The organism is Micromonospora sp. NPDC047753, assembly GCF_040642735.1.
Taxonomy (GTDB): domain Bacteria; phylum Actinomycetota; class Actinomycetes; order Mycobacteriales; family Micromonosporaceae; genus Micromonospora.
The window spans coordinates 1-26,893 of record NZ_JBEYSL010000026.1 but is presented as its reverse complement, the minus strand read 5'-3'; the positions used below and the strand labels follow the sequence as shown (position 1 = coordinate 26,893).

Below are 26,893 nucleotides of genomic sequence, written 5' to 3'. Positions count from 1 at the left end.
CTCGAACTGGCCGCGCTCGACGAGGAGCGCGTCCGGATCGCCGACGGGCGACGGATCTCCGCGCTGGCCGGCACGCCGACCGAGGGCGCACTGGCCAGTGGCATGGCGATGCGGGTGGACGACGTCGCGGAGGTCGCCGGTGTGGCCACCCTGCCGTCTGCCCGACGACGCGGGCTGGGCGCCGCGCTCACCGCCACCCTGGCCCGGGAACTCCTCGCCGCCGGCACCGAGCTGGTCTTTCTCTCCGCGGGCAGCGAGGAGATCGCGCGGGTCTACCTGCGGGTCGGCTTCCGCCGAATCGGCACCGCCTGCATCGCCGAACCCGCCGCCCTCATCCCCTGAGCTGCCCCGCTCCACCGACCTGCGTCGCGGCCGAGGTCAGGTCGGTGGGCGCCACTGGGCGGCGGAGGCGGCGGCGCTGGAGAGCAGTCGGGAGTTGATCGTGCCCAGTGCGGCGTCCCGGGCGCGCAGCGCCAACCGGCCCCGGGTCTGGAGCACCGCCGACATCCGCCGGGTCTGCCGGACCACTGTCGCGGCCCGGGGACGGCGCACCCGGTCGTACGTCTGGACGGCGTCGGGCAGCCGAGCCTCCCGCAGCAGCGACGCGAGCGTCGCGGCGTCCTCGAACGCCAGGCAGGCGCCCTGCCCGAGGTGCGGCGGCATGGCGTGCGCCGCGTCGCCGAGCAGCACCACCCCACCGGGCCCGACCGGAAAGCCGTACGCCCGGGGCAGCGGGCGCAGCTCGCGAACCTCCTGTTGGACCAGGTCGGCCGGGTTGGTGGCGTCGAGCAGCGCGCCGACCGGCGCGGGCCAGCCCGCGTACCAGCGACGCAGCAGGGCGAGCTGGGTCTCCGGTGGTTCCGGGCGGGGCGCGCCGGCGGCGGTGGCCACCCAGTAGATGCCGCCCCGGGTGGACCCGCCCGAGGAGCCGCGCTCGCCCAGCGACGCGGCCACGAACCGGTAACCCGCGCCGAGGATCTCGCCGGCCAACGGCTGATCGTCGGGGAGCCGAGGTGCCTGGTACCAGGGGATGACGGCCCGCCAGGCGGCGCATCCGGAGCTGACCACCCGGGACTCGGGCGCGAGTTGGCGGCGGATGCCGCTGTCGGTGCCGTCGGCGGCCACCACCAGATCGGCCTCGATGGTGTGCCGCCCGTCGCTGACGCCCGGCCGCTCGCCCGGCTCGACGCGGACGTGGCGCACCGTCACACCGGTCCGCAACTCGACCCGCTCGCCGAGGCCGGCGATCAGCGCGTCGTGCAGATCCTCCCGGTGCACGACCACCGGCATCCGGTCGGCCGGAACGGGCCGGGGCTGCACGAGCCAGTGCCCATCCGGGCGACGGACCCCGCCGTCGGGCAACGGGGTGGCGATGGCGGCCAGGCCGGCACCGAGGCCGAGGGCCTGGAGCGCGCGAACACCGTTGGGCCAGAGCACCACAGCGGTGGGCTCGGGGCGGACCCGTTCGGCGCGTTCCAACAGGGTGACCTGCCAGCCGGAACGGGCCAGCGCGCCGGCCACCGCGAGGCCACCGACCCCTGCGCCGACCACCACCGCGCTTCGCATCGGTGCCGCTCAGCTGTCCCGGTCGGCGGGACGCGCGCCAGTGGCGTCGGCCCGGTCGGTGCGAACGGCGGACGGAGCGTCCGCCGGCTCGTCGTCGCTCGGCGCGAGGTCGTCGACGGCCGCGTCGCCGGACGGCTCGCCGTCATCCGGTCCGGAGTCGTCGTCGTCCGCCGACGGTACGACGCCGGTGTCCTGCCAGGCCGCGTACTGCTCCTCGCTCACCACCCGGTAGCCCTCCGGCGCGGCGGCCCGCGTGGGGGTCTCCCGCTCGGAGAGGTCGACCTGGGACAGGTCGGACGTGGGGGGCGGGGTCGTCGTCCCCGCCGGGCCGAGTGGGATCAGGTAGTCCCGAGGGCCACGCACCCGTACGAAGTAGATCAGGGCGCCGAGGAAGACCAGTGCGGCGGTCCAGACGTTGAGCCGGACGCCGAAGATCTGGTTGGCCTCGTCGGTGCGCATCAGCTCGATCCAGAACCGACCGACTGTGTAACCCATCACGTAGAGCGCGAACGCCCGGCCCCGGCCCAGCTTGAACCGACGGTCGAGGACGAGGACCAGAGCTGCGACGCCGAGGTTCCACAGCAACTCGTAGAGAAAAGTGGGCTGGTAGAGGCCCGGTTCGAGGATCGGCTGCCCGGCGTCGTCGCGGAGGGCGTGCCCGGGGTTGTCCGGGTCCATCCGGTGGATCTCCAGACCCCACGGCAGGGTCGTCCGGCCACCGAAGAGCTCGTTGTTGAACCAGTTGCCGAGCCGGCCGACGGCCTGGGCCAGCGGCAGCCCGGGGGCCAGCGCGTCAGCCACCACGCCGAACGGAATGCCGAGCTGTCGGGCCGCGATCCAGGCACCGACCGCGCCACCGGCGACCGCGCCCCAGATGCCGAGACCGCCCTCCCAGATGGCGAACGCCTTCATCGGGTCACCACCGGCCCCGAAATATTTCTCGGGTGAGGTGATCACGTGGTAGATCCGGGCGCCGATGATGCCGGCGGGCACCGCCCAGACAGCGATGTCGAGCACCGCGCCGGGCGCGACGCCGCGCTGCCGCAGCCGGCGCTCCGTCACCCAGCAGGCCAGCACGATGCCGGCGATGATGCAGAGCGCGTAGGCCCGGATCGGCACCGGCCCGAGCTGCCAGACCGCGGTGCTGGGGCTGGGCAGGGCCGCCTGGGGGGAGAGCGAGGCGAGGGTCACGGGTGCACACGCTACCGCTGCACACCCCCGCAGCGGCACCCCGGGCCGCTGGAGGGCGCATCCCGGTGACTTCTGGTTTGCGCCGCCGTAGGCTCTTTGTCCATGAGCGCGCTCACCTGGGCGGTCGCCGCGGTCGTCACCGACGACACCGGTCGGGTGCTGCTCTGCCAGCAGGGTCGGGGGGACCGCCGCCACGCGTTGCCCGGTGGGCGGCTGCGTCCGGCCGAGAGCCCGGTGCGGGCGGCGCTACGGGACATTCGCGCGGAGACCGGCTGGGACATCGAGCTGACCGGCCTGGTCGGCATCTACCAGGTGAGCCGCCCTTCGGGGGAGGCCGCCGCCGGACGCGCCGGCCCGCTGCCGGACGTCCTCGTGCACGTGTTCCGGGCCCGCGCCGCCGGGGTCCGACCCGCCACCGACCCACCGCCGGGCTGCCGACTGTCCTGGCACTCCCCCGACGCGCTGCCCGAGGTGGTCACCCCGCTCACCCGAGCCGCCGTCACCGACGCGACCGACGGCCGCTTCGGCGTACTCCGCGACATCGACTGTGCGCCCGGCACCGTCGCCGTCGCGTCGTTGCCGGCGGCCCGCCCAGCCGAGGACAGGCGGCCGACGGCCGACCAGAACGCGCGGCACGCCGGGCCGGGTTGAGCCGGGCTGGGCGACGCGGGCTCAGCGGGTGGGGTTACGGACGCCTTCGGCGAGTTCGGCGCTGAGCGTGCGAAGGGCGGCCAGCCCGTCGGCCTCGGTGGGCGCGTCAAGCACACACCGAACCAGCGCGCTGCCCACGATCACCCCATCGGCGTAACCGGCGACGGTGCCGGCCTGCGCGCCGGTACCCACACCCAGGCCGACGCCGATCGGCAGGTCGGTGACCGCGCGGGCCCGGGAGACCAGCGTCGGGGCGGCGTCGGAGGTACGCGCCCGGGCGCCGGTCACCCCCATCACGGCGGTCGCGTAGACGAAGCCCCGGCAGTGCTGCACCGTCATCGCCAGCCGAGCGTCGGTGGACGACGGCGAGACCAGGAACGTGCGGTCCAGCCCGTGCGCGTCCGAGGCGGCCAGCCACTCTTCGGCCTCGTCAGGGATGAGGTCCGGGGTGATCAGGCCGGTGCCGCCGGCGGAGGCCAGGTCACGGGCGAAGACGTCCACGCCGTACCGCTCGACCGGGTTCCAGTAGGTCATGGTGACCACTGGGGCGCCGGTGGCCGCCACCGCCTCGATGATGCGCATCGTGTCCGCGGTGCGTACGCCACCGGCCAGCGCGATGTCGCTGGCCCGCTGGATCACCGGCCCGTCCATCACCGGGTCCGAGTAGGGGATCTCCACCTCGATCACGTCGACGCCGGCCTCGACCATGGCGGTCATCGCGGCGATGCTGCCCTCGACGGTGGGGAAACCGGCCGGCATGCAGCCGACCAGCAGTGCCCGTCCGTCGGCGCGGGCCTTGTCGAAGGCCACCCCGATCCGGCTCATCTCACCGCTCCTTGTCGAGGATGCCGAAGTAGTCGCCGGCGGTGTGCACGTCCTTGTCGCCCCGCCCGGAGAGGTTGACCACGATGGTGGGCTCCCGGCCCAGCTCAGCGGCGAGCTTCGGAGCCAGCACAACGGTGCCGGCGAGCGCGTGCGCGCTCTCGATCGCCGGGATGATGCCCTCGGTACGGCAGAGCAGCTCGAACGCGGCCATCGCCTCGTCGTCGGTGAGCGGCAGGTAGTTCGCCCGGCCGGTGTCGTGCAGCCACGCGTGCTCGGGTCCGACGCCCGGGTAGTCCAGGCCGGCGGAGATCGAGTGCGACTCCAGGGTCTGCCCGTCGGCGTCCTGGAGCACGAAGGTGCGGGTGCCGTGCAGCACCCCGGCCGACCCGCCGGTGATGCTCGCCGCATGCCGGCCGGTGGCCACCCCGTCGCCACCCGCTTCGAAGCCGTACAGCCGAACGGCCTCGTCGCCCACGAACGCGTGGAAGATGCCCAGCGCGTTGGAGCCGCCGCCGACGCAGGCGGTGACGGCGTCCGGCAACCCGCCGGTGAGGTCCAGGCACTGCTGACGGGCCTCGTCTCCGATGCCCCGGACGAAGTCGCGCACCATCGCCGGGAACGGGTGCGGGCCCGCGGCGGTGCCGATCAGGTAGTGCGTCTCGTCGACGTTCGCCACCCAGTCGCGCATCGCCTCGTTCATCGCGTCCTTGAGGGTGCGCGAGCCGTTGGTGACCGGGACGACTGTCGCGCCGAGCATCCGCATCCGGGCCACGTTGAGCGCCTGCCGCTCGGTGTCGACCTCGCCCATGTAGACCACACACTCGAGGTCGAACAGGGCGGCGGCGGTCGCGGTGGCGACACCGTGCTGGCCGGCGCCGGTCTCCGCGATCACCCGGGTCTTGCCCATCCGCTTGGTGAGCAGCGCCTGGCCGAGCACGTTGCGCACCTTGTGCGCACCCGTGTGGTTGAGGTCCTCGCGCTTGAGCAGCACCCGCGCGCCGACCTTCGCGGAGAACCGCCGGGCCTCGTAGAGCAGCGAAGGCGTGCCGGCGTAGTCGCGCAACAGCGCGCCGAACTCCGCTCGGAAGGACTCGTCCTCCATCGCCGTACGCCACGCCCCGTCGAGCTCGTCCAACGCGGCCACCAGGGCCTCGGGAACGAACCGACCGCCGAAGCGGCCGAAGTGGCCGGCGGAGTCGGGCTGCGGGCCGGCCACCGGGGCCAGCGCGTCGGCGCTCATCGGGAATCCTCTCGGTGGGACGTCAGCCCGGCGCGGGGTCAGCGCACCGGCCGGGGCGTTGCCGGGTGGTTGCCGGCGTTGACCAACTCGGCGACCGCCTCGCGGGGGCTCTTCTGGGTGACCAGGCCCTCGCCCACGAGGACCGCGTCGGCGCCCGCGGAGGCGTACCGGATCAGGTCGTGCGGGCCACGAACGCCGGATTCGGCGATCTTGACGACGCTGCTGGGCAGACCGGGCGCGATCCGCTCGAACACCGACCGGTCGACCTCCAGGGTACGCAGGTCACGGGCGTTGACCCCGATCACCTGCGCGCCGGCCTCCAACGCGCGGTCGGCCTCTTCCTCGTCGTGCACCTCGACCAGAGCGGTCATGCCCAGCGACTCGATCCGCTCCAGCAGGCCCATCAGGACGTTCTGCTCGAGTGCGGCGACGATCAGCAGAACCAGGTCGGCGCCGTGCGCGCGGGCCTCGTGGATCTGATAGCTGGAGACCACGAAGTCCTTACGCAGCACCGGCACGGTGACCGCCGCACGGACGGCCGCCAGGTCGTCCAGCGAACCGCCGAACCAGCGCCCCTCGGTCAGCACGCTGATCGCCCGCGCCCCACCGGCCGCGTAGTCGACGGCGAGGTCGGCCGGATCGGCGATCTCGGCCAGCCGGCCCTTGGACGGCGACGAACGCTTAACCTCGGCGATCACGGCCACGCCGGGCTTGCGCAGCGCCGCGTACGCGTCCATGGGCGGCGGCGCCGCCGCTGCCAGTTCACGGATCCGCTCCAGCGGAACCTGCTCCTGGCGTCGGGCGACGTCTTCACGCACGCCGGCCAGAATCTCGTCGAGCACGCTTACGGACGCTGCCTGGCCGGCCTCGTCCCCCTCCGCGTGCGCATGCTCAGCAGTCACGAACGGACTCCCCTCTCCGGGCGTCATGGGCCGATGCTAGGGGCAGCCGACCGACGCCGAATGCCGGGGGTATGGCGCTGCTCACGAAAAGGGCTGCGGCATAATGGCCGACTTGCCGTGAAGGGGTTGTCACGCAGCGCCACCTCCGGTATCGATCACCGTCACGCGGTATGGAGCCCGGCGGCCGCGGTCAGACCGGGCCGATCCATCGATCATGCCACCAGTTACCGCGCGGCGCGCGACAGCAACGACGCCCGTCGATGCTGTGAGCAAGCTCAAGGTCGGCCGGACAGTCCTGGTCACGGCCGAGGCGAGACAGTTGACCGGGCGGTCACCGCGGCGAAACGTCGACGGGCGAGCATCGTCCTCAGGCAGACTCGATGGCGCGCCTGCCCCGACCGTCGCAACTCCTCGCGCGAGGTGATCATGAGCATTTCCGAGCCGCACCCGACCATCGGACTGACCACGATCTCGCGGACGATGGCATCGCTCGCCGTCGGCGTGGTGCGCACCGTGGAACGGGCCGTGGTGGGCGAGGGACGGATGCGGACAGCACGGGGCAACGCCTGGGAGGCGGTCTGCGCCGACCGGGCCCGCGCCGACCAGCGTGCCGAACTCAACCGCCTGGTCGAAGAGCTGACCGCCGCCCGCGCCGCCAGTAGCCGCACCCAGTGGGAGCGCCAGCCGGTCGGCTGACGCCCTCCGGCCTGCGCGTCAGCCGCCCGTAGCAACCTGCGCGTCAGCCGCCCGTCGCGGCGACCGGGCCAGTCGAGCAGCGGGCCACCGCGATCAGCCGGCCACCGCGTCAGTCGGCCGTCGGGTCCTCGCCCCGGTCCAGCGCGTCCCACGCCTCGGTGGTCCGACGCCCCGCCAACGGCGTCGGCGGCCCGGCCGGGTCGCTCTGCGTCGGCGCGTCCTGCGGCGCGCTCCGCGCCGGACGCTCGTACCGGGCGCCCATCGCCGGCCAGTCACCGCCACGCGCCGCCGTCCACCAGCCTCCGCCGGCGGCCAACAGGCCGCCGAGCAGGCACAGCGCCGGCCACTGCCGGCTCACAACGCCGCTCACGTCGGCCACCAGCCCGTACCCGCCGCCGGCCGCCACGGCCAGACCGAGTACGCCGAGCAGCGCCCCGAGCACCCGACGCAGGCGGCCCCGGGTGGCCAGCACCGCGCCACCCCCGGCCAGGCTCACCAGGGCCAACGCCGGCAGCCAGGGCAGCAGGCTCGCACCGCTGCGGGTGTCACGCACCGGCGGCAGCGGCGCCGGACGTACCGTCAGTTCGACCGACCAACCGCGCGTCGCGGCCCACAGCGCCAGGCCCGCGCCGGCCAGGCAGAGCAGCACGGCGTACGTCAACGCGCGCCGGCCCACGACGGACCGCTCCCCGCCGCTCACGAACTCATCCCATCGTCCGCGACTGCGGGGCAACGCTGCGCCGAACTCCTCGCGCTCACCGTGCTGGCCGGAGGGTTTCGGCGGCTGCGATCGCGGCCAGCACGGCCGCCGCCTTGTTCCGCGTCTCCTGGTCCTCGGCGGCCGGGTCCGAGTCGGCGACCACCCCCGCCCCGGCCTGGACGTAGGCGCGGCCGTCGCGGATGAGCGCGGTCCGGATGGCGATCGCCATGTCCAGGTCGCCGCCGAAGCCGAAGTAGCCGACGGTGCCGCCGTAGAGGCCGCGACGGACCGGCTCCAACTCCTCGATGATCTCCATGGCGCGCACCTTGGGCGCCCCGGAGAGCGTGCCGGCCGGGAAGGTCGCGGCCAACGCGTCGAAGGCGCTCTGGTCGTCACGCAGCGTGCCCGTGACGGTGGAGACGATGTGCATCACGTGGCTGTAGCGCTCGATGGTGGCGAACTCGGGCACCTCCACGCTGCCGGGCTGACAGACCCGACCCAGGTCGTTGCGGCCGAGGTCGACCAGCATCACGTGCTCGGCTCGTTCCTTCGGGTCGGCGAGCAGCTCGGCGGCGAGGGCGGCGTCGGCCGCGGGGGTGCCGCCCCGCGGCCGGGTGCCGGCGATCGGGTGCAACAACGCCCGGCGTTGCCCGTCCGCGGCCCCGGTGACCTTCAGGTGCGCCTCCGGGGACGAGCCGACGATGTCGAACCCGTCGAAGCGCAGCAGGTACATGTACGGGCTGGGGTTGCTGGTGCGCAGCACCCGGTAGACGTCCAGCGGGTCGGCGTGGGTCGTCCGCTCGAAGCGCTGGGAGAGCACGATCTGGAAGCACTCACCCGCCCTGATCGCCTCCTTGGCCGCGTCCACCGCCTTCGGGTAGCCGCCGCCGGGCGTACGGCAGAGCACATCGCCGGCCGGCGGACGCTCGACCGTGGAGATCATCGGCGGGATGGGCCGGGACAGCGCCGTGGTCATCGCGTCCAACCGGCCCACCGCGTGGTGGTAGGCGGCGGCGACCTGCGGGGCGCGGTCCGGGGCGTCCAACGGCGGCAGCACCGCGTTGGCGACCAGGATCGCGGAGCCGTCGTAGTGGTCGAGCACCACCAGGTCGGTGGCGAGCATCATGCCCAGCTCCGGGACGCCCAGGTCGTCCTCGGTCAGCTCAGGCAACCGCTCGAAGCGCCGGATCAGGTCGTAGCCGAGGTAGCCGACCATGCCCCCGGTCAGCGGCGGCAGACCGTCGGACGGGTCCCCGACCGGGCCGGCCAGCGCCGCCACAGTCTCCCGCAGCATCCGCACCGGGTCACCCTCGGTGCTCAACCCGGCCGGCGGCTGGCCGAGCCAGGTCGCCACGCCGTCGCGCGCGACCAGGGTCGCGCTGCTGCGTACGCCGATGAACGAGTAGCGCGACCAGGCCATGCCGGCCGAGCCGACCCCCTGCTCGGCCGATTCCAACAGGAACGTGCCCGGTCCACCGGCCAACTTCCGGTAGACCCCGACCGGGGTCTCCGCGTCGGCCAGCAGCCGCCGGGTGACCGGCACCACCCGCCAGTCGGCGGCCAGCTCGGTGAAGGTGGCCAGGTCGGGGCTGACGGTGCCGTCGGTCATGGCAGTGCCTCCGGAGTAGAGACGGGCAGCTCGGTGAAGAAGCAGGTCCGGTGGCCGGTGTGGCAGGCCGCGCCGACCTGGTCCACGCTCACCAGCAGCGCGTCCCCGTCGCAGTCCAGGGCGACCGACCGCACGTACTGGTGGTGCCCTGAGGTGGCGCCCTTGACCCAGTATTCGCGGCGGCTGCGCGACCAGTAGGTGGCCCGGCCGGTGGTGAGGGTGCGGTGCAACGCCTCGTCGTCCATCCAGGCGACCATCAGCACCTCACCGGAGTCGTGCGCGCGCACCACGGCGGCGACCAGACCGTCGGCGGTGCGGCGCAACTGGGCGGCGATGGCCGGGTCGAGCCGGGACGGGCGCGCCGTCGCGGGCGCGGCCAGCTCGTTCGGATCGCTGGGAACGCCGGTCACCGGCGGATCAGGTACGGGCACAGTCACGAATTCTCCCGCACGCGGCGCGGGCACCGCCGACCGCTCCCGCCCCGGCTGCGGCGGGGGCCCCGAGAGCCAGGGCTGCGACGAGGGCCGAGGCTGCGACGAGGGCCCGGACTGCGACAGGGGTCCGGGCTGCGACAGGGGTCCGGACTGCGACGAGGGCCCGGCTGGCCGGGCCAGCTGGGCGACGTAGCGGTCCAGCCGGCCGTCGACCAGGGCGGCGGCCAGGTCCGCGCCGGCCGTGTCGGCGATCTCCTCGGCGTACGGCCTGATCAACGGCAGCGTGCCGGCGACCAGCCGCACGGCGGCGGCCCAGAGCTGCCCGGTCGCGCCCGGGCGCAGCCCGAGGCAAAGCACCATGTCGGTCCGGTAGCCGGGTGGCGCCACCGGCAGTTCCAGGGCCGCCGCGAAGGCCGCCCTTCGGGAGTGGACCCGCACGGACGGGTTGGCCGGCCGCAGCACCGAGGGGCAGAGCCGCGCCAGGTCGGCGACGGCGAGCCGGACCCCGAGCCGGTCGCTGGCCGCGCGGGCGGCGGCGGCCTTACCCAGCGTGGCGATCATCTCTTCCAGTCGGGGCGGCTCGGCGGGCTGGCAGAGCACCGGCAGGTCGATCCGGGGCCGCCAGTGCGGGTCGGCCCAGAGCAGCCGCGCCGGCGCGGTGACCGGCAGCCCGAACGCCCAGTCCGCCGGTTCGCCCAGACGGTGCACCCAGGACCGGATGTCCCGGGCGGCCACCGAGACGTGAGTGACCTGGCCTGCGGACTCGTCCAGGTAGGCCCGGCGGGCCGCGTACGGGGCGCCGCCGACCAACACGTCGAGGTCGACGTCGCTGTGCGCGGTGGCGGCGCGGCGGGCGTGGCTGCCGCGCAACAGGATGCCGACCACCGGCCGCTCGGCGGCCTGCCGCAACCGCACGGCCCAATCCTCAAGAAAACCGCTATCCGGTAACGGAGCGTGACCCACCGCGCCATCGTGCCGTACGTCCGATCAGCGCGCAATGCCCGTTGGCGGACTTCCTGTCCGGTCCGGAGCCTACTGCCCGTTCTCGCGCTCCGCGCGGACGGTTGGGCCGGACGTCGGCGCGGGCGTTGCGTCCGGCGCTGAATTTCATCTAGCGTTGAGTTCAACAGGTGATGAGTTTCTCTGGAGGTGCGTGATGGACGATGCGATAGCCGTCCGAGACCTGGTCGTGGACCGGGGTGGGCGGCGGGTGCTGGACGGCATCAGCTGCCGGGTCCCGCGCGGCGCGGTCACCGGGCTGCTCGGCCCCAGTGGCAGTGGCAAGACCACGTTCATGCGCGCGGTGGTCGGGGTGCAGCTGGTCGGTGGCGGGACGGTCACCGTGCTCGGTCAACCGGCGGGCACCCCCGCGCTGCGGCACCGGGTGGGCTACCTGACCCAGGCGCCCAGCGTCTACGCCGACCTGACCGTCCGGGAGAACGCCCGCTACTTCGCGGCCCTGTACGGGCGGGGACGCGCCGAGGCCGACCGGGCGATCAGCGACGTCGGGCTGGCCGAGGCCGCCGGTCAACTGGTCGGCACCCTCTCCGGTGGTCAACGCAGCCGAGCATCGCTGGCGTGTGCCCTGGTCGGGGAGCCGGAGCTGGTCATCCTCGACGAGCCGACCGTCGGCCAGGACCCGGTGCTGCGGGCCGATCTGTGGGCCCGGTTCCACGCGATGGCCGCCGCCGGCACCACCCTGCTGGTGTCCAGCCACGTGATGGACGAGGCGGCACGCTGCGACCAACTGCTGCTGATCCGCCAGGGGCGGTTGATCGCCGACGACAGCCCCGCCGCGATCCGCGCCGCCGCCGGTGTGGACGACCTCGACGAGGCGTTCCTGCGGCTCATCCGGGCCGGCGAGGCCGCCTCCACCAGCACCGACGCGACAGCCGCCCGGGAGACAGCATGAACGCGCGAATTCTCGCCGCCACCACCGGGCGCATCCTCCGTCAGCTCCGGCACGACCGGCGGACCATCGCGCTGCTCGTGGTGGTGCCGGCCGTCCTGCTCACCCTGGTCTACTTCATGTACGCCGACCAACCGACCCCGCCCGGCCAACCCACCACCTTCGACCGGATCGCGCTGGTGATGCTCGGCATCTTCCCCTTCGTGATCATGTTTCTGGTGACCAGCATCGCCATGTTGCGGGAACGCACCTCGGGCACGCTGGAGCGGCTGCTCACCACGCCGCTGGGCAAGCTCGATCTGCTCTTCGGGTACGGCATCGCGTTCGGGCTGGCCGCCGCCGTGCAGGCCGCCGTCGCCGCCGCGGTGGCGTACTGGATCTTCGATCTGGAGACCGCCGGCAGCATCGGGCTGGTGATCGGAATCGCCGTGCTCGACGCCGTGCTCGGCGTCGCCCTCGGGCTGCTGTGCAGTGCCTTCGCGCGCACCGAATTCCAAGCAGTACAGTTCCTGCCAGTCGTGGTGGTCCCCCAACTGCTGCTCTGCGGGCTGTTCGTGGCCCGTGACCAGATGGCCGGCTGGCTCCAGGCGCTCAGCGACGCCTTCCCCCTGTCGTACGCCATCGAGGCGTTGCAGGAGGTCGGCGCCCACGCCGAACCGACCGGCCGGATGTGGCGCGACGTCGCCGTGGTTCTCGGCGCGGTGGTGCTGGCGCTGGTGCTCGCGGCGGCCACCCTGCGCCGACGCAGCGGCTGACCGCCAGCGCCGGGGGGCGGCGCGGCAGCCGACCCCGGCGTGGCCGGGCCGGGACGACGGGCCGAGGCGGACGAACGAAGGGCGGCGATGACGCGGCGGACCGGCCGGCGACCCGGCAACCCGGGCACCCGGGAGGCGATTCTCGACGCGGCGCGGACGGCGTTCGCCGAACGTGGTTACGACGCCGCCTCGATCCGGGGCATCGCCGGCACGGCGCAGGTCGACCCGGCGCTCGTGCACCACTACTTCGGCAGCAAGGACCAGCTCTTCCTTGCCGCGATGAACTTTCCGGTCGACCCCGGCCAACTGGTGCCGAGGGTGCTCGCCGGCGACCGGGACGGCGTGGGTGAGCGGATGGTGCGCATCTTCCTCGGCGTCTGGGACTCCCCGGCCGGCAGCGCCGCACAGGCGCTGCTGCGCTCCGCGGTGAGCAACGAGTGGACCGCTCGACTGCTGCGCGAGTTCGTCACCACCCAGGTGCTGCGCCGGGTGCTGGAGAACCTCGACGTCGACCCGGTCGAGCTACCGCTGCGGGGCTCCCTGGTGGCCACCCAGATGATCGGCCTGGCCATGATGCGGCACGTGGTGCGCCTTGAGCCGGTCGCCTCGGCGGACCCGGAAACCCTGGTGGCCGCGATCGGCCCGACGATCCAGCGCTACCTCACCGGCCCGCTGCCAACCTGACCCGGACAACGCCCCGCTCAACCTCGGACGCCCCGCGCGATCTTGCACTTTCTGTCCCAACAAAAGGGACACACCACGCGTAACGACAACCAAAACTGCAAGATCGACGCGGGTGGGGCGGGGCGCGGGGGGGGCGGGTGGGGCGCGGGGCGGTTTTTAGTGCGGGGGGCGGGCGTCGGCGGTGAGTCGCAGGGGTGGGAGTAGCTGTGGCAGGTCGGCCGGGTCGGTCACCGGGCCCGGGAAGGCCAGCCGGACCCGACGCCGGGCGCCGGGTCGGCCGAGGGCCACCACCAGCCCGTAGCGGTCGATACGCACCACCCGGGGCGGCCCGTCCGGGGTCTGCTCGGTCAACCCGAGCTGCTGGCGCAGGTACTCCGTCACCTGGGCGCCGTGGCACTCGGCGAGGTCGGCGAGCAGCCGGGCCTCGACCGGGTGCACCGGGTCCGGCTCGGCCTCGGCGTACTCCACCGGGTCGATCCGGTGCACGACGGCGGCCCGCTCCCAGCGGACCTCGACCACCTCGAAGCGGAACAGCCGGAACCGGGTGCCCAGGTCGAGCAGGTCGCCGGTCGGCTCGACCGCGGCGAACTCGATCGCCGCGTGGCGGGCCTCGTCGCCGCGCAGCTCGGCCGCCCAGCCGGACACCCAGGCACGACCCAGGCCGGGCGCACCGGCGGCGGGCGGCAGGTCGAGCACGTCGAGCACGACAGCGACGTCGCTGCCCCCGGCGGCCGGTTGCAGGGCGGCGGCCAGGTGGCTGGCCACCGGCACCAGCAGCAGCACCCGCCCGTCCGAGTCGGTGACGTGCCGGGCGTGGTGCGGGCCCGGCCGGTGGGCCAGGTGCACGAGGCCGGGCAGGCGGCCGGCGACGAGGGTACGGACGATCTCGGCGGAGTTGGGCCGCATGGGCGCGACCTCCTTCCAAGGTTAGGCTTACCTAACCCGGAGCCTAGAGCACCCGCCCGCCCGCGTCCACCACACCGCCGCACCTCACCGGGTCTGCTCCAGCCAGGAGGCGTAGAGCAGGCCGTACACCGAGTCGGCGTCGCGAACCAGCTCGTCGTGCGGGCCGCGCTGCACCACCCGACCCCGGTCCACCACGATCACCTCGTCGGCGGCCTGCGCCGTGGAGAGCCGGTGCGCGATGGCCAGAGTGGTCCGACCCCGGGTCACCGCGTCCAGCGTCCGTTGCAACCGCACCTCGGTCGCCGGGTCCACCGCGCTGGTCGCCTCGTCGAGCACCAGCAGGTCCGGGTCGGCCACGTACGCGCGGGCCAACGCGACAAGCTGCCGCTCCCCGACGCTGAGCGCCTCACCGCGCTCCCCGACCGGGGTGTCCAGGCCCGCCGGCAGACCCTCCAGCCAGTCCGACAGGCCCAGCTCGGTGAAGGCGGCGCTCAACTGTTCGTCGGTCAACTCCGGACGGGCGAACCGGACGTTGTCCCCCACCGTCGCGTCGAAGAGAAACCCGTCCTGCGGCACCATCACCACGCGGGAGCGCAACGAGCCGAACCGGACGTCGGTCAGCGGCACCCCGGACAGCAGCACCGCCCCGGCCGACGGGTCCATCAGCCGGGTCAACAACTTGGCGAACGTGGTCTTGCCGCTGCCGGTCTCACCGACCACCGCCACCCGACTCTTCGCCGGGATCTCCAGATCGATGTCGTGCAGCACCGGCGGACCACCCGGATAGGCGAATCGCACACCGGCGAACCGGATGTCCAACGGCCCGCCCGGCAGCTCCCGCCCCTGCTCCCCCGGGTCGGCCACGTCCGGCGCGACGTCCAGCACGTCCAGCACCCGACGCCACCCGGCGATCGCGTTCTGCGCCTCGTTGAGCACCTCGGTGGCGATCTGCACCGGCTGGATGAAGAGCGTCACCAGGAAGAGGAACGCCGTCAGCTGGCCGATCGACAGCGTGCCGTCCACCCCCAACAGCACGCCGAGCACCACCACGCCGGCCAACGCCAACCCTGCCGCCAACTCCCCGACCGAGCTGCCCACGATGCTGATCCGGATCGCCCGCTGCTGGGCCAGCCGCTGGCTGTCGATCGCCTCGTCCAGCCGCCGCTCGGTGCGCCCGGCGATCCCGTACGCCCGGATCACCGGCGCGCCCACCACGCTCTCGCCGATCGCGCCGAGCAACGTCCCGGTGCGTTGACGCACCGTCGCGTACGCGCCGCCGAGGCGACGTTGCAACTGCCGGATGACGAACACCGCCGGCAGGAACGCGGCCAGCACCACAAGTGTCAACTGCCAGGAGTACGCCAGCATGACGGCTGTGGTGACCACCAGCTGACCGAGGTTGACCAGCAGGATCACCCCGCCCCACTGGAGGAACTGGGTGATCTGGTCCACGTCGCTGGTGACCCGCGAGACCAGCGAACCGCGTCGCTCCGACTGCTGGTGCAGCATCGACAGGTCGTGCACGTGGCGGAACGCGCGCGTCCGGACGTTGGCCAGCGCCGTCTCGCTGACAGTGAACAGCCGGCGCATCATCAGGTAGCCGCAGATCGTGGTGACCGTCAGGATCGCCGCGGTGACGGCCACCACCGTCCACACCACGTTCAGGTTCAGACCACCGACCAGGCCCCGGTCGATGCCCTGCTGCACGGCGACCGGCACGGCGACGCGACCCACCATGTAGACCAACGCCAGGGCCAACGTGCCGGCCAGACCGATCCGTAGCTCCGGGGAGAGCGCCAGGCCCCGACGCAGCGTCTGCCAGGTCGTCTCCTGCCGGGCCTCCGGCTCATCCTTGTTCACCGTTGACGTCACCGGGCACGCCTTTCGTTCGCGACTGCGGGGCTCCGCTTCGCCGCACTCCTCGCGCTCACCGGGCACGCCTTTCGTTCGCGACTGCGGGGCTCCGCTTCGCCGCACTCCTCGCGCTCACCGGTCCACCTCGATCTCCAGGCCCGACGGCAGCGGCGCCACGTCGTCGCCGTAGGAACTTTCCTGTGCCCGCTCCACCTCGGCCTGCTCGTAGGCGGTGACCAGGTCGACGTAGCCGGGCACGGTGGCCAACAACTCGCTGTGGGTGCCCCGGGCGACCACCCGTCCCTGTTCCACGTAGATGACCTCGTCGGCGAGCGCGATGGTGGCCCGGCGGTACGCCACCACCAGGATCGACGCGGCGGGAACCCCCGGCTGCGTGGTCGAGGACCGCAGCCCCGCCAGGATCGCCGCCTCCACTCGAGGGTCGACAGCGCTCGTCGCGTCGTCGAGCACCAGCAGGCGCGGTCGACCGGCCAGCGCGCGGGCCAGGGTGAGCCGCTGCCGCTGACCGCCGGAGAGCGAGGTGCCCCGCTCGCCGACCATGGTGTCCAGACCGTCGGGCAGCGCGGCGACGAAACCGTCCGCCTCGGCCAGCCGCAGCGCCGCCCAGACCACCTCGTCGTCGACACCGGCACGGTCGAGGGCGATGTTGGCGCGGACGGTGTCGTCGAAGATGAAGGGCACCTGGGCGACCAGTGCCACAGTGCCGGCCAACGACGCGGAGGTCAGCTCGCGCACGTCCACGCCGTCCAGGCTGACGGTGCCGGAGTCCGGGTCGACGAGACGCACCGCCAGCGAGGCGATGGTGGACTTGCCGGCGCCGGTGGGCCCCACCAGGGCCACCGTGCGACCGGACGGCACCGTGAAGCCGACCTCGCCGAGGACCTGCGCGCCGGGCGGGTGCGCTTCGGCCGGCGGGTAGGAGTAGTGCACGTCGGTGAAGGTGAGGGTGGCCGGGCCGGCGCCGTCCGGGTCGAGCACCCGCTGCCCGTACGGCATCTCGCCGGTCGCGTCGAGCACCCGGCGCACCCGGTCCCAGCCGGCGACGCTGCGCGGCAGCTCGGCCAGCACCCAACCGATGGCCCGCACCGGAAAGGCCAGCACGGTGAAGAGGAAGGCCACGCTGACCAGCTCGGTCACGCTGATCGCGCCCTGGCGCAACCGGAACGCCCCGACCACCAGTACGGCCAGGGTGCCGAGGCTGGGCAGCGTCTCCAGCAGCGGGTCGAAGATGCCGCGCAGCCGGCCGACCGCGATCAGCGAGTCACGCAGCTCGCCGGCGCGGCCCGCGAACCGGGCGGTCTCCTGGGCCTCGCGGCCCATCGTCTTGACCACCAGGGCACCGTCGAAGCTCTCGTGGGCGATGCCGCTGACCTCGGCGCGCAGGCGCTGCGCCCGGGCCTGCCGCGGGGCCATCCGGCGGGAGTAGACGACGTTGAGCGCGAACAGGGCGGGGAAGACCGCGAGCCCGACCAGGGCGAGCGCCCAGTCGGTGGCGAAGAGCGACACGATCGCGCCGACCAGCATCACCAACGTGCCGACGGCGAACGGCAGCGGCGCGATCGGATACCAGGCCGCCTCCACGTCGGAGTTGGCGTTGGACAGCAGGGTGCCGGTGGAGTTGCGGTGGTGCCAGGACAGCGGCAGCTCCAGGTACCGACGGGTCACCCTGCGGCGGTAGGAGGCCTGGAGGCGGTACTGCATGTAGCCGGCGCCGAGCCGGCGGCCGAAGATGCCCGCCACCCGCAGCACGCTGATCCCGAACAACGCGGCCGCGGCCAGCGCCAGGGTGCCGGCGCCCACCTCGCCGCGTTCGATGGCCGGCAGCGCCACCTCACCGATGACCGACCCGACGACCCGGGCGCTGACAATGATCATCCCGCCGAAGAGCACGCTGCCGACGACCGCCACCGAAAAGATCCGCGGCTGCTCACGGATCGCCTGCCGCAGGACGCCCAGCCCTCGACTGAGAACGTCCCGACTTGTCTTGCTCGCCACGCTCTCCCCCGCCGTAAGCCGCAATTATCTCCCTCATCCTTACCGCTCGGGGCCAGTGCCGCCGACCCTGACTGCATATGTCGACCATCACGTACCGGACGGCGGCGTGCCGCAGGTGCCGACCGGCGTCCGCCGCCGCGCGCGGACGGACCACCGGGCCTACGATCGGGCCATGCCGCGGTACGCCCGAGCCGAGCGCGAAGCGCTGGCCGATCTTCTCCTGGCCCTCGGGCCGGACGCCCCTACTGTCAACGAGGGCTGGGTGACCCGCGACCTCGCCGCGCACCTGGTGCTGCGGGAGCGCCGTCCGGACGCGGCGGGTGGGATCGTGCTGCCGCCGCTGCGCGGCTATTCCGAGCGGGTCCGTCGACGACTCGCCGCACGGCCCTACCCCGAGTTGGTGGCACAGGTGCGCCGACCGCCGCTGTGGAGCCCGGTCAGCAACCCGCTGATCGACGAGGTGGCCAACACGATGGAGTTCTTCATCCATCACGAGGACGTCCGGCGGGCCGGCTCCGGGTGGCAGCCCCGCGATCTGTCCACCGGCCTGCAGGGCGCCCTCTGGAAACGCGCGGCCCCGATGGCCCGGCTGGCACTACGGCGCTTTCCGGCGGACCTCTACGTGCAGGCGCCCGGCCACGGCGAGGTCTCTCTCGGTCGCGGTGGGGAGCCACTGCGCCTGGTCGGGGCCCCGGCCGAGCTGGTGCTGTTCTTCTCCGGCCGGCAACGGGTGGCCCGGGTCCAGCTGAACGGCTCGGCGGAGGTGGCTCGGCGACTGCGGTCCGCCGACCTGGGAATGTGACTGCCTGTACGTAAACGGTCACCAAGCGACTGTGGAGTTTCCCACACCCAGCGAAACATGCAGATACTTCCTCCCGTACGCTTCACCGCGCCGCTCCGCGCCGGGCGGCACGGAGTGGGGGCTCACTGTGCGGGACTTCGCGATCTCGGCGCTGCGGGAACCCCCGTTTCCGACGGGACGCCACGAGGCCACCGACCAGGTAGCGGGCGAGAGCATCGACTGGGCGCGGACGTTCGGGCTGGTCGATTCCAGCCAACGGGCGCACCGCCTGGAACGGGCCGACGCCGCCGGACTGGCCGGCCGTGCCTGCCTGGACGGCTCGGTGGAGGGCCTGCGGCTGCTGACTGACCTGATCAGCTGGCTCTTCGTCATGGACGACGCCTGCGACGAGGACGGCCTCGGTGCCGACCCGGTCCGACTGGGCCCGGCGATCAGCACACTGCTCGACGTGCTGGACCGGTGCGGTGACCCGTACGTCGCACCGCCCGCCGTCGGGCCACTGGGTGACGCGCTGCACGACCTCTGCCGTCGAACCCGACTGCACGATCACGCTGGGCTGCTGCTGCGCTTCGTCAGCCAGATGCGCGAGTACCTGTTGGCGCTGCTCTGGGAGGCTGGCAACCGGGAGCGTCGGCGGGTACCCGAGGTGGCGGAGTACGTGCAGCTACGCCGGCACATCGGGGGCGTGCATCCCTGCCTCACCCTGACCGACCTGGCGTCGACGCGCCCCACCGGGCCGACCCAGCGCGCCAACCCGGGGCTGGTTGCCCTGGACCTGCTGGCGGTGGACCTGGTCTGCTGGTGCAACGACCTCTTCTCCTACGGCAAGGAGAGCCAGGCCGGCCCGGACGCGCACAACCTCGTCACGGTGCTCGCCCAGGACAGCGACGCGGACGAGGTGACGGCGCTCCGAAGTGCGGCACACCGGTTCAACCAGGGTTTGGCGACGTACCTGGACGCGGAGGAGGCGCTGCGGACCACCGACGACGACGGGATCCGCGACGCCCTGGCCGCTCGGCGCAACTGGGTCCGGGCCACCTACGACTGGTCAGTGGTGGCTGCCCGGTACGCCTGATCGGCCGTACCGGTTGGTGAGATGGGCCGGCCGGACGTTCACCAGGGCTAGCCGATGCACGGTGACAGGCAATACTGTTCGGTAACCATCATGACGTGACGACCGTCACGCCACCACCCCGAAGGCGGCTACAGCGATGGCTCTCGATGTACCGTACCGCTCCATCCCGGACATGTTCCTCAAGCGCGTGGCGGCCACCCCCGACCGGCACGCGTTCGCGTCCCCGAACCCCGACGACTCGGGGCCTGCCTGGCTGACCTGGGCTCAGGTCGGCCAGCGCGCCAAGGCGGTCGCCGCCGGCCTGCACGGCCTGGGCGTCGGCCAGGAGGACCCGGTCGCGATCCTCGCCAACACCCGGCTGGAGTGGGTGATCGCCGACCTCGGCATCATGTGTGCCGGCGGCGCGACCACCACCGTCTACCCGACCACCGAGCCGGCCGACGCGACGTACATCATCGCCGACTCCGGGTCGAAGGTGCTGTTCGCGGAGAACCCGGCCCAGGCGGCGAAGATCGCCGGGGCGACCCTGCCCGCGCTCACCCACGTGGTGCTTCTCGACGGCGCCGTCGACCCGGACGCCGCTGTCGCGCAGTTGACGCTCGCCGATCTGGAGGAGCGCGGCACCCAGGCGCTCGCCGCCGAGCCGGAGCTGATCGACATGCTGGTGGCCGGCATCGGCCCGGACCACCTGGCCACCTTGATCTACACCTCCGGCACCACCGGCCAGCCCAAGGGCGTCGAGCTGCTGCACGGCGGCTGGTGCTGGGAGGCGGTGGCGCAGGCGGAGGTCGGGCTGCTGCGCGACGACGACCTGCAGTACCTGTGGCTGCCGCTGGCCCACTCGTTCGGCAAGACCCTGCTCTGCGGCGCCATCCACGTCGGCCTCCCCACCTACGTCGACGGGCGGGTGGACAAACTGGTCGAGCTTCTCTCGGTCATCCGCCCGACGCTGATGTGCGGCGCTCCCCGGGTGTTCGAGAAGGTCTACAACAAGGCGGTGACCACCGCGCAGGGCGCCGGCGGCGCGAAGGCGAAGATCTTCGGCTGGGCCGTCGGCGTCGGCAAGGAGAAGATCGCCCTGGAGCAGGCCGGCAAGCCGGTGCCGGCCGGGTTGAAGGTGCGCTACGGGCTGGCCGAGAAGCTGGTGTTCAGCAAGCTCCAGGCCCGTCTGGGCGGCCGGATGCGGGTGCTGGTGTCCGGTGCCGCGCCGCTCAGCCCGGAGATCGCCACCTTCTTCGCCGCCGCGAACCTGCCGATCTCCGAGGGCTACGGCCTGACCGAGACCAGCGCGGGCAACTTCGTCAACCCGCCGGCCGGGCTGCGGATCGGCACCGTGGGCCGGGCCATGGGCGACCTGGAGTGCAAGATCGACACCGACGGGGAGATCCTGGTGCGGGGTCGGCCGGTGATGCGCGGCTACCACAACCTGCCGGAGGAGACCGCCGCCTCGTTCACCGAGGACGGCTTCTTCCGTACCGGTGACATCGGGACGCTGGACGAGCAGGGCTACCTCCGCATCACCGACCGCAAGAAGGACCTGGTCAAGACCTCGGGCGGCAAGTACATCGCACCGTCGCACATCGAGGGCATGTTCAAGGCCATCTGCCCGTACACCTCGCAGGCAGTCGTCGTGGGTCAGGCCCGCAACTTCTGCACGATGCTCGTCACCCTGGACCCGGACGCCATCCGGGGCTGGGTCGCCGGCGGCCCGCTGGAGGGGCGCAGCTACACCGAGATCGTCGCGTCGGCTGAGGCCCAGACGATGGTCGAGGAGTACGTCGCCCAGCTCAACTCCAAGCTCAACCGCTGGGAGACCATCAAGAAGGTGGCCATCCTCCCGCGCGACCTGACGATCGAGGACGGCGAGATCACCCCGTCGTTGAAGATCAAGCGGCGTGGGGTGGAGAGCAACTTCGCCACCGAGATCGACAAGATGTACGCCGGCACCCTCGCCGAACTCTGAGCCGACCGAGGGTCCCGTGCCGGCGAGGAAGCCGGCACGGGACCCTCACAGGTGGTGACCCCGCCACCTCGTGTGCTCCTCCTCCGCGGCGAGCTGCTCCTCGAACGCCATCTGCCGGACCCCGGCCCGGCGCCGGGAGTCGACAACCGTCTGCGCCGCCACCGCCACCGCCGTGGCGAGGGCCAACATGGCCAGGGCGGTCAGCTCGGGTAGCGACCCGGCAGCCGGCACCAGCGCAATCAGCAGCAGGATCCCGCCGATCGTGGGCCAGCGGGGGGCGCCGAGCATCCGCCGGCCGAGCACGATGAGCGCGAGCAGGTAGAGCGCGACCCCACCGTAGAGCGCCAGCAGGTCGAAGCTCGGCAGCGGAACGCCCCAGCTCGGTGTGGTGGGATCGGCGCCTTCGTGGATCAGCCCCTTGAGCCCGAGCGCGAACAGGATGACGCCGGCGATGACCGGCAGGTGCAGGTAGCTGTAGGCGTTCCGGGCCAGGATGGCGCGCGCGTCCGGGTCGCGGGTGCGGTGCAGGGTCTGTTCCATGCCGAGCGCCAGGGTGTCGAAGTACGCCCACCACATCGCGGCGGCCACCGCGATGCCGAGCACCGCGGCGATCAGCACCGGCCAGGTCAGCGGTAGACCAGCGGTTTCGCTGGGACTGAACCCGAGTGCGATGATGGCCTCGCCGAGGGCGATCAGGACGATCTGACCGTGCCGCTCCGCCCAGTGCCCGGCGGAGAGCACTGTCCACCCGGTGCCCCGCAGCGCGAGGCCGGCCCCGTACTCCACGCCGAGGGCCGCGAGCCAGCACAGCAGGCGGGCCACCGACTCGGCTGTTCCGTCGAAGAGCCGCTGCGGCAGCAGCCCGGCGACCACGATGAGGGCCGTGGCCACGACCGCCGGCAGGGCGAGCAGCTGCCAGCGTCGACGCACGTCGCGGTTCCGGCGGCCGATCCACAGGAAGATCGCGCTCTCGCTCACCCGGACGAGGAAGTAGCAGGTCGCGAAGACCAGCGGACCGAACAGCCCACCGGGACGGTCGACGAACGCCTTCGGCAGACTCAGCGCCAGCACGAAGGCGGCGGCGATGGTGACGAAGCCGACCGCCGGGACGATCCCCTGGTCGGTACGGATCAGGTTGCCCAGCAGGGCGAACGCGGACCAGCACCACCAGAGCAGGGCCAGCAGCACCAGGCACTGGACCAGGCCTTGAGCGGTCGGATTGCCGGCGGTGGCCGTGGTGACATGCAGGAACGCGAAGACGAAGACCAGGTCGTAGAAGAGTTCCAGCGGGGTCGCCCGCGAGCCCGGCGCACTGCGGCGGACCCTGCGTGTCCCGCTGTCCTGGCCCACCAGGGGAGTCTGGCAGCCGAGCTGGGGCGGATGACGCATTCCCGGCATAATGGTGCCGGCGGATGCCGCTGGTGGTTCGGCGCTGGCTCAGGCGATGACGGCGGGCTCCCGCCACCGCTGGCGGCCGGCCCGGTCCAGGTCGTAGCGGATCGCCGCGAGACGCCCGACGGCCTCCACGAGGTCCGCGGCGGGCAGGGTGAAGGGCAGCCGCAGGAAGCGCTCCAGGGTGCCGTCCAGGCCGAACCGGGGGCCGGGGGCCAGCCGTACGCCGACCTCCTCCGCGGCCCGGGCCAGCGCGCTCGAGACCGGGCCGTCCAACTCGGCCCACAGCGTCACGCCACCCCGCGGCACGGTGACCCGCCACTCCGGCAGTTGGTGCGCCAGCGCGCCGAGCAGGGCGTCCCGCTGGACGGCCAACTGGACGCGGCGGTCGGGGACGATGGCCTCGGCGTGGGCGAGCAGGTGCACCGCGACCAGTTGGTCCAACACCGGGCTGGCCATGTCGACCCCGACCCGCACGGCGGCCAGCCGCTGCACCTGCGGCGCGGATGCGCGCACCCAGCCGATCCGCAGGCCGCCCCAGTAGGGCTTGCTCATCCCGCCGATGCTGATCACCCGGCTGTGCCGGTCGTAGGTGGCGACCGGGGGTGGCACCTCGGTGCCGTCCATCGACAGGTCCACGAAGGACTCGTCGATGATCAGATCGGTGCCGACCGCGTGCGCGGCGGCCACCACGCGCTCGCGCAGCGAGGCAGGCATCAGGTGACCAGTCGGGTTCTGGAACTCGGGAATCAGGTAGGCGAGCTTGGGCCGGGTCTGTCGGAGACTGCCCAGCAGCAGGTCGGGCTCCCAACCGGCGTCGGCGGCCAGCCCGTGGGTGCTGATCCGGGCTCGACGGCCGGCCAGGGCGGCGAGGGCGTTGGGGTAGGTCGGAGACTCGACCAGCACGGTGCCGCCCGGGGTCAGGGCGAGCCGCAGCACCAGATCCAGTGCGTGCTGGGTGCCGCTGGTGACCATGATCTGGTCGGGCGAGGTGGGCAGACCCCGGGCGGTGTACGCGTCGGCCACCGCCTCGCGCAGCTCGATGACGCCGGTCGGGTGGTAACCGGCCCCGCTCAGGTAGCGGGGCAGGTCCTCGGCGGCGGCCCGCGCGGCCGAGAGCAGTTGCGGCGGTGCGGCCAGCGCGGCGACACCGAGGTCGAGCATCTCCCGGTCGTCCAGCGGGGTCCACAGGCCGGTGCTGGCCACCCGGTGGTTGCCGGGCAGCATCGTCCAACTGCCGGCGCCCCGTCGGCTGGCCAGGTGCCCGGTCTCGCGTAGCTGCCGGTAGGCGGCGGTCACCGTGGTCCGGCTGATCCGCAGCGCCTCGGCCAGCTCCCGTTCGGCCGGGAGGCGGACGCCCAGCGGCAGCCGGCCGTCGGCGAGGAGCCCGCGCACCGAGCCGGCCAGCGCGGCGTAGTCGGGGCTGCGGCGGCGGCCCGGCAGGGCATGCCACTGCCCGAGCAGACGGGCCAATTGGACGCCGCGCACCTGCCCGCTCATAGCCACTCCTCGAATATTGGCATCTTCCTCGACGAGGATTGGCACCTAGGGTGGCACGCATGGCACTGCTTGGCAATCTGCGGCACCGGCCGGTTCGACGGTTGGTCCAGCTCTACCTCGGGCTCACTGTCTACGGCGTCAGCATGGCCCTGATGATCCGCTCCGGCCTGGGCCTCGACCCGTGGGACGTGTTCCACCAGGGGCTCTCCAAGCGGACCGGGCTCTCCTTCGGCACCGTCACCATCGCCGTCGGTGCGCTGGTCCTGCTGCTCTGGATCCCGCTGCGGCAGCGCCCCGGCCTCGGCACGGTCAGCAACGTCGTGGTGATCGGCCTGGTCGTGGACGCCACACTGGTCCTGCTGCCCGCGGGCGGGCCGCTCGGCGTCCGGATCGCGATGCTGGTCAGCGGAATCGTCGCCAACGGCGCCGCCACCGCTCTCTACCTCGGCGCCCGGTTGGGGCCCGGCCCCCGCGACGGTCTGATGACCGGGTACGTGGCCCGCCGACCCGGCCTGTCGATCCGACTGGTGCGCACCGTCATCGAGGTCACCGTGCTGGCGCTGGGCTGGCTGCTCGGCGGCACCGTCGGTCCGGGGACCGTCGCGTACGCACTGGCCATCGGTCCGTTGGCCCAGTTCTTCATTCCGCTGTTCGCCGTGCCGGAGGCCGCCGCACCGGTCACTGCCGCGCCCCCGCCGGGCAACTCCGCGCCGGGCAACTCCGCGCCGGCCGCCCCGGCCGGCTGAACCCTCACCGACCGTCCGCGAACCGGTACGTGGGGGTGGTACCGCGCACCGGTTCCCGGGTGGGTGTTCCCTTCCGCGACGCGCGCCGTCATCATCTGTGCATGGGGGAGAACGGTTGGCGCTGGAACGACGCCTGGATCTTCGTGTCGCTCGTCATCGCGAGCGGCGCCGGACGGCACCGTCGGTCGGCGACAAGCCGGCGGCCGGAGGGCGTCCGCCTGACCGACGTGCTCTCCACAGCCGACCACCTCAACCATGCGATTCCGCAGCGACACGAGGTGGAGGCCGCGGTCCAGCGGCTGGTCGGCGCCGGGCTGGTCAGCGTGGCCGACGGCTGGTTCCGGATCACCGCCGAGGGTGAGCAGCTGTGGCGGACCCGCCCGCGTGCGGGTGTGGCGACCACAGTGGACACCGTGCAGGGTGTGTTGACCCGCCGGCACGCGCCCGGCAGCGCGGACTGGATCCTGGACGAGGCCGACCACGCGGCCGCGGTCCAGGAGTACGCGGTCCGTTCGATTCCCACCCCGCGTCGGTCACCGGAGGGGCACTCCGGCGAGCGCTGAGCTGCTCAGCGCACCGGGTGGCCGCCGAGGCGCAGCGCGTCCTTGACCTCGGCGACGGTCAGCTCTCCGAAGTGGAAGACGCTGGCGGCGAGCACCGCGTCCGCGCCGGCGCCGATCGCCGGCGGAAAGTGGGCCACCTCACCGGCGCCCCCACTGGCCACCACCGGCACGTCCACCACCGCGCGCACCGCGGCGATCAGCTCCAGATCGAAGCCCGCCTTGGTGCCGTCGGCGTCCATCGAGTTGAGCAGGATCTCCCCCGCGCCCAACTCGGCGCCCCGGTGCGCCCACCACACGGCGTCGATGCCGGTGCCACGCCGACCCCCGTGGGTGGTGACCTCGAAGCCGCTGGGCGTGCCGCCGTTCGGCGACCGCCGCACGTCGAGGGAGAGCACGAGCACCTGCCGGCCGAACCGGTCGGCGATCTCGGCGATCAGCTCCGGACGGGCGATGGCGGCGGTGTTCACGCCGACCTTGTCCGCACCGGCGCGCAGCAGCGTGTCCACGTCGGCGACCTGCCGGACCCCGCCGCCGACGGTCAGCGGGATGAACACCGACTCGGCGGTACGGCGCACCACGTCGAGCATGGTGCCCCGGTCGCTGGAGGACGCCGTGACGTCGAGGAAGGTCAACTCGTCCGCGCCGGCCCGGTCGTACGCGGCGGCCAGCTCCACCGGGTCGCCGGCGTCACGCAGGTCCAGGAAGTTGACCCCCTTGACCACCCGCCCGGCGTCCACGTCGAGACAGGGGATCACCCGTACCGCCACCGTCATGCCGCGAGCCTATCCTCCGCACGCGCCACGGCGGTCGACCCGATCGGGTCCCGGGCAACGGTTCGACCAGCCGAGCCGAGGGAGATTGCCATGAGCCACCAGCCGAGCAGCGCCGCGGAGGCACGCGCCCGTGTCACCGCC

General features: G+C 72.9%; 25 protein-coding genes and 1 pseudogene. 11 read left to right on the top strand and 15 right to left on the bottom strand.

Going from position 1 to position 26,893, the window contains the following annotated elements; all coding sequences use genetic code 11:
• The coding region (locus ABZ749_RS04305; protein ID WP_357222588.1) for a GNAT family N-acetyltransferase at window positions 1–342 on the top strand (342 nt) is incomplete at its 5' end.
• A gap of 36 nt (window positions 343–378) precedes the next feature.
• Here the strand turns inward: ABZ749_RS04305 and ABZ749_RS04300 are convergent.
• A complete protein-coding gene (locus ABZ749_RS04300; protein ID WP_357222586.1) occupies window positions 379–1,566 on the bottom strand; it encodes an NAD(P)/FAD-dependent oxidoreductase in 1,188 nt (395 codons plus the stop codon).
• 9 nt (window positions 1,567–1,575) lie between these two features.
• Window positions 1,576–2,757, bottom strand: coding sequence for a prolipoprotein diacylglyceryl transferase (gene lgt / locus ABZ749_RS04295; RefSeq protein WP_357222584.1), 1,182 nt, complete (start codon window positions 2,755–2,757; stop codon window positions 1,576–1,578).
• A gap of 102 nt (window positions 2,758–2,859) precedes the next feature.
• Here lgt and ABZ749_RS04290 point away from each other — a divergent pair, with 102 nt between their 5' ends.
• On the top strand, window positions 2,860–3,408 hold the full coding sequence (locus ABZ749_RS04290; RefSeq protein WP_357222582.1) for an NUDIX domain-containing protein: 549 nt from the start codon (window positions 2,860–2,862) through the stop codon (window positions 3,406–3,408).
• A gap of 21 nt (window positions 3,409–3,429) precedes the next feature.
• On the opposite strand, the gene trpA is transcribed toward ABZ749_RS04290, so the two are convergent.
• Genes trpA through trpC form a run of 3 tightly spaced genes read right to left on the bottom strand, consistent with a single transcriptional unit; the run spans window position 3,430 to window position 6,315 of the window.
• Entirely contained in the window at window positions 3,430–4,233 is an 804-nt protein-coding gene (gene trpA / locus ABZ749_RS04285; protein ID WP_357222580.1) for a tryptophan synthase subunit alpha, read from the bottom strand.
• Window position 4,234: 1 nt separating this feature from the next.
• Window positions 4,235–5,473 (bottom strand): tryptophan synthase subunit beta, encoded by a 1,239-nt coding sequence (gene trpB / locus ABZ749_RS04280; protein WP_357222578.1) that lies wholly within the window; start codon window positions 5,471–5,473, stop codon window positions 4,235–4,237.
• A 38-nt stretch (window positions 5,474–5,511) separates the two neighbouring features.
• Window positions 5,512–6,315 carry an indole-3-glycerol phosphate synthase TrpC gene (gene trpC / locus ABZ749_RS04275; protein ID WP_030334428.1) on the bottom strand — a complete coding sequence of 268 codons (804 nt, stop codon included), beginning with the start codon at window positions 6,313–6,315 and terminating at the stop codon, window positions 5,512–5,514.
• A 486-nt stretch (window positions 6,316–6,801) separates the two neighbouring features.
• On the opposite strand from trpC, the gene ABZ749_RS04270 reads away from it, so the two are divergent.
• Entirely contained in the window at window positions 6,802–7,071 is a 270-nt protein-coding gene (locus ABZ749_RS04270) for a hypothetical protein (protein WP_357222576.1), read from the top strand.
• Between the two features lie 109 nt (window positions 7,072–7,180).
• Here the strand turns inward: ABZ749_RS04270 and ABZ749_RS04265 are convergent, their stop codons facing one another.
• From ABZ749_RS04265 to ABZ749_RS04250, 4 genes and pseudogenes are all read right to left on the bottom strand, one after another.
• A complete protein-coding gene (locus ABZ749_RS04265; RefSeq protein WP_357222574.1) occupies window positions 7,181–7,771 on the bottom strand; it encodes a Trp biosynthesis-associated membrane protein in 591 nt (196 codons plus the stop codon).
• Between the two features lie 55 nt (window positions 7,772–7,826).
• Window positions 7,827–9,380: an anthranilate synthase component I gene (locus tag ABZ749_RS04260; protein ID WP_357222572.1), complete on the bottom strand. Its 1,554-nt coding sequence runs from the start codon at window positions 9,378–9,380 to the stop codon at window positions 7,827–7,829.
• Entirely contained in the window at window positions 9,377–9,790 is a 414-nt protein-coding gene (hisI, locus tag ABZ749_RS04255) for a phosphoribosyl-AMP cyclohydrolase (RefSeq protein ID WP_357197031.1), read from the bottom strand. The genes ABZ749_RS04260 and hisI overlap by 4 nt, the downstream gene beginning before the upstream one ends.
• A gap of 300 nt (window positions 9,791–10,090) precedes the next feature.
• Window positions 10,091–10,375, bottom strand: a pseudogene (locus ABZ749_RS04250) (phosphoribosyl-AMP cyclohydrolase); the annotation flags it as partial.
• Between the two features lie 595 nt (window positions 10,376–10,970).
• Here ABZ749_RS04250 and ABZ749_RS04245 point away from each other — a divergent pair.
• The 3 genes from ABZ749_RS04245 (at window position 10,971) to ABZ749_RS04235 (ending at window position 13,162) form a co-directional block, all read left to right on the top strand.
• Window positions 10,971–11,726 (top strand): ABC transporter ATP-binding protein, encoded by a 756-nt coding sequence (locus tag ABZ749_RS04245; RefSeq protein WP_357222570.1) that lies wholly within the window; start codon window positions 10,971–10,973, stop codon window positions 11,724–11,726.
• Window positions 11,723–12,478 carry an ABC transporter permease gene (locus ABZ749_RS04240; RefSeq protein WP_355007641.1) on the top strand — a complete coding sequence of 252 codons (756 nt, stop codon included), beginning with the start codon at window positions 11,723–11,725 and terminating at the stop codon, window positions 12,476–12,478. The genes ABZ749_RS04245 and ABZ749_RS04240 overlap by 4 nt, the downstream gene beginning before the upstream one ends.
• A gap of 87 nt (window positions 12,479–12,565) precedes the next feature.
• Window positions 12,566–13,162: a TetR family transcriptional regulator gene (locus tag ABZ749_RS04235; protein ID WP_355007642.1), complete on the top strand. Its 597-nt coding sequence runs from the start codon at window positions 12,566–12,568 to the stop codon at window positions 13,160–13,162.
• A gap of 156 nt (window positions 13,163–13,318) precedes the next feature.
• Here the strand turns inward: ABZ749_RS04235 and ABZ749_RS04230 are convergent, their stop codons facing one another.
• From ABZ749_RS04230 to ABZ749_RS04220, 3 genes are all read right to left on the bottom strand, one after another.
• The gene (locus tag ABZ749_RS04230; RefSeq protein ID WP_357222567.1) at window positions 13,319–14,068 is read right to left on the bottom strand and encodes a DUF2470 domain-containing protein; all 750 of its coding nucleotides are present in this window, start codon (window positions 14,066–14,068) and stop codon (window positions 13,319–13,321) included.
• A gap of 84 nt (window positions 14,069–14,152) precedes the next feature.
• Window positions 14,153–15,940, bottom strand: a complete 1,788-nt coding sequence (locus tag ABZ749_RS04225; protein WP_357196961.1) for an ABC transporter ATP-binding protein — start codon at window positions 15,938–15,940, stop codon at window positions 14,153–14,155.
• A 114-nt stretch (window positions 15,941–16,054) separates the two neighbouring features.
• Window positions 16,055–17,938, bottom strand: a complete 1,884-nt coding sequence (locus ABZ749_RS04220; RefSeq protein WP_357222565.1) for an ABC transporter ATP-binding protein — start codon at window positions 17,936–17,938, stop codon at window positions 16,055–16,057.
• A 172-nt stretch (window positions 17,939–18,110) separates the two neighbouring features.
• Between ABZ749_RS04220 and ABZ749_RS04215 the strand changes: the two genes are divergently transcribed.
• From ABZ749_RS04215 to ABZ749_RS04205, 3 genes are all read left to right on the top strand, one after another.
• The gene (locus tag ABZ749_RS04215; RefSeq protein WP_357222563.1) at window positions 18,111–18,740 is read left to right on the top strand and encodes a TIGR03085 family metal-binding protein; all 630 of its coding nucleotides are present in this window, start codon (window positions 18,111–18,113) and stop codon (window positions 18,738–18,740) included.
• Window positions 18,741–18,867: 127 nt separating this feature from the next.
• Window positions 18,868–19,815 carry a terpene synthase gene (locus ABZ749_RS04210; protein WP_357222561.1) on the top strand — a complete coding sequence of 316 codons (948 nt, stop codon included), beginning with the start codon at window positions 18,868–18,870 and terminating at the stop codon, window positions 19,813–19,815.
• 136 nt (window positions 19,816–19,951) lie between these two features.
• Entirely contained in the window at window positions 19,952–21,778 is a 1,827-nt protein-coding gene (locus ABZ749_RS04205) for a long-chain fatty acid--CoA ligase (protein WP_357222559.1), read from the top strand.
• Window positions 21,779–21,823: 45 nt separating this feature from the next.
• Here the strand turns inward: ABZ749_RS04205 and ABZ749_RS04200 are convergent, their stop codons facing one another.
• Both ABZ749_RS04200 and ABZ749_RS04195 read right to left on the bottom strand, forming a co-directional pair.
• Window positions 21,824–23,167, bottom strand: coding sequence for a low temperature requirement protein A (locus ABZ749_RS04200; RefSeq protein WP_357222557.1), 1,344 nt, complete (start codon window positions 23,165–23,167; stop codon window positions 21,824–21,826).
• Between the two features lie 48 nt (window positions 23,168–23,215).
• Window positions 23,216–24,670, bottom strand: coding sequence for a PLP-dependent aminotransferase family protein (locus ABZ749_RS04195; RefSeq protein ID WP_357222555.1), 1,455 nt, complete (start codon window positions 24,668–24,670; stop codon window positions 23,216–23,218).
• A gap of 59 nt (window positions 24,671–24,729) precedes the next feature.
• On the opposite strand from ABZ749_RS04195, the gene ABZ749_RS04190 reads away from it, so the two are divergent.
• Together ABZ749_RS04190 and ABZ749_RS04185 are read left to right on the top strand one after the other, a co-directional pair.
• On the top strand, window positions 24,730–25,416 hold the full coding sequence (locus tag ABZ749_RS04190) for a hypothetical protein (protein ID WP_357222553.1): 687 nt from the start codon (window positions 24,730–24,732) through the stop codon (window positions 25,414–25,416).
• Between the two features lie 101 nt (window positions 25,417–25,517).
• Complete coding sequence (locus ABZ749_RS04185; RefSeq protein ID WP_357196937.1) at window positions 25,518–25,979, top strand: hypothetical protein; 462 nt, start codon at window positions 25,518–25,520, stop codon at window positions 25,977–25,979.
• Window positions 25,980–25,984: 5 nt separating this feature from the next.
• On the opposite strand, the gene hisF is transcribed toward ABZ749_RS04185, so the two are convergent.
• Window positions 25,985–26,752, bottom strand: coding sequence for an imidazole glycerol phosphate synthase subunit HisF (hisF, locus tag ABZ749_RS04180; protein WP_112582731.1), 768 nt, complete (start codon window positions 26,750–26,752; stop codon window positions 25,985–25,987).
• Between the last annotated feature and the right edge of the window lie 141 nt (window positions 26,753–26,893).